This is a genomic window from Nonlabens dokdonensis, assembly GCF_002162835.1.
GTDB classification, from domain to species: Bacteria; Bacteroidota; Bacteroidia; order Flavobacteriales; family Flavobacteriaceae; genus Nonlabens; species Nonlabens dokdonensis_B.
Genome location: NZ_MAAX01000093.1, coordinates 383 through 2,830, shown reverse-complemented (window position 1 = coordinate 2,830; position 2,448 = coordinate 383). Strand labels below are relative to the sequence as shown.

Here is a 2,448-nt window from a genome sequence, read left to right as displayed (position 1 = left end):
TTTGTGAGGAAGCAGCACTTAATGTAGCGGTTACTGTTGCAACACCTCCATTTTCTGCCAAAGGGCTACCTGATAAACTTAAGGTTACTGTTGGAGTAGAAGTCGTAAAAGAGGTTGCGGTTCCATAACTGGTTCCTTCAGAATTGATAGCGTACGCATTGATATAATATGTTTCTCCAGAGGTTAAACTAGAAACTGTTTCAGAAAAAACTCCTGTTCCACTGCTATTAGTGTCTTTGGTTGCTCCTTCGGCAATTGTTGGTGTGGTATCAGAGGTTGAATATACAATACCACGTTCTGTAACTGTTTCGCCACCATCTGCGGTAACATTTCCGCCTAAAGCAGCAGACGTTGTAGTTATAGAACTTGCAGCTGTTGTGGTAACTGTTGGTGCAGATGCAGAAGGAACTGCTGTATCAAATACAAATTGATCTAAGTTTAATGTCAAACCAAAATCTCCTGCTGTAATTCTAATTTCATCAACATCGTTAAAATCTGCACTTAAAATAAAAGAAGTTGGGTCTGTGCTTGGAGAATTAGTTGATTGTGTAGCCACTAGTGTACTACTTTTATATCCAGTAACAGTTAATGATGCCAAAAACAGCGCACCAGAATAATGAAAGGTTTGAAAATCAAAGGAACCACCAGATTTTGTTATAGTTAATATATCTCCATTAACAAAATTCTCATTACTAGCTACTAGAGATAACCCTGAAAAACTATTTCCATTGTCTACTTTCATATCAAATGTTACACCGTTTTCTTTTGCAGAAAACGTATACCCACTAAGCGTAACAGATGTACCGATATTCTGTTCATCTGCCCAACCTTGGTCATCAAAAGTGATAGTTGTTTGTGAGTAAAATTGGAGGCTAAAAAGAAGAAGAGTAAGTAAAGATATTTTTTTTAAGAACAAAGCAATGTATTTTTGTTTCATAATGTTTGGTTTTGTAAGAAGGTGGGTGTTAGTTTTTTAACGGATACTAAAATAAGGAATATAGAGGTGTTATTGCATACTCACTTTGATGATTTGATTAAAATCAGGTGTTTTTACCTGTTTTTATAAAGAGAAAAACCTCTATAATTTATAAATTATAGAGGTTTAAATCGTAAATTGTTTTTTTAACTTCTTGAAGGATATAATCCATTTGTACAAATAATATAATTTACTCCTAACCAAGGTTGCATATTATTATGTGCTTGACTTCCACCAGTCATTCCGATAGTTGGCGTACCAGATAAATCTGCAGCCATAGTGCTATTAGAAGTAGCAGCATAAATATTTGCCACATTTGCAGGTACAGGTCCTGCAGCAGGTGTTAGCCCTTTAGCAAGAAAGTTTCCAGCTGGCTCATTAGTAGTACCATCTCCGGTATTTATTTTAATAGATGCCGATCCATTGTCTAAGGTAGCAGTATGATTGTGCTGAGGCATTTCATTTATTTTTAATATGTGATTTTCCTCTCCACTTCTTTGTCCTAGGACTCTAGTTGTTAAACCAGGTCCAGTACTATTTCCTCCAGAGTTAATAGGAACTCTACCACGTAAATCAGGCAGTGCAAAAGAGGTTCTACCATCTCCACCATAAATGGTTCCTAAAAGCGAAAAAAGTGCTTGATTTGATGCAATAGCTAATATTTGACCATTGCAATATGCTGTGTTTTTTGGAGGGAAATTCCCCGCAAAGAGTATAATTTCAGCTAAATATAAATTATCCATTTTTTATTTTTTTAAATTAACTTCTTGAAGGAAATAATCCTTGAAGACATATAATGTAGTTAAGCCCTAGCCAAGGTTGCATATTGTTATGTGCTTGTGAACCCCCAGTGTTATTTATTGTTGGTGTTCCAGTTAAATCTGCGGCCATTGTGCTATTTGATGTAGTGGCATAAATGTTTGCAACATTAGCAGGCACAGGACCTGCAGCAGGTGTAACTCCTTTAGCAAGAAAGTTTCCAGCTGGGTCATTTGTAGTACCATCACCTGTATTTATTTTAATAGATGCTGATCCATTGTCTAAGGTAGCTGTATGATTGTGCTGAGGCATTTCATTTATTTTTAATATGTGATTTTCCTCTCCACTTCTTTGTCCTAGTCTTCTAGTTGTTAAACCTGGTCCAGTACTATTTCCTCCAGAATTAACAGGAACCCTACCACGTAAATCAGGTAAAGCAAAAGTAGTTCTACCATCTCCACCATAAATAGTTCCTAAAAGTGAAAACAGCGCTTGGTTTTGTGCAATAGATAATAATTGACCATTGCAATATGCTGTTGATCTTGGAGCGAAATTCCCTGCAAATAAGATAATTTCACCTAAATATAAATTGTCCATTTTTTTATTTTTTTAAATTAACTTCTTGAAGGAAATATCCCTTGTAAACAGATAATGTAGTTTAGTGCTAACCAAGGTTGCATATTGTTATGTGGTTGTGAACCCCCAGTGTTACC

2 protein-coding genes and 1 pseudogene are annotated in these 2,448 nt (G+C 35.8%); all 3 read right to left on the bottom strand.

The annotated features are described in order from the left end of the window. Positions 1-937: pseudogene (locus A9Q93_RS05840) on the bottom strand (hypothetical protein); the annotation flags it as partial. A gap of 185 nt (positions 938-1,122) precedes the next feature. After that, complete coding sequence (locus tag A9Q93_RS05835) at positions 1,123-1,719, bottom strand: phage tail protein (protein WP_303686446.1); 597 nt, start codon at positions 1,717-1,719, stop codon at positions 1,123-1,125. Between the two features lie 16 nt (positions 1,720-1,735). Next, complete coding sequence (locus A9Q93_RS05830; protein ID WP_303686444.1) at positions 1,736-2,332, bottom strand: phage tail protein; 597 nt, start codon at positions 2,330-2,332, stop codon at positions 1,736-1,738. Positions 2,333-2,448: the final 116 nt, after the last annotated feature.

Excerpts from the sequence above, each read along its gene's own strand:
- A9Q93_RS05835 (WP_303686446.1), bottom strand. The coding sequence starts at position 1,719 with ATGGATAATTTATATTTAGCTGAAATTATACTCTTTGCGGGGAATTTC.
- A9Q93_RS05830 (WP_303686444.1), bottom strand. The coding sequence starts at position 2,332 with ATGGACAATTTATATTTAGGTGAAATTATCTTATTTGCAGGGAATTTC.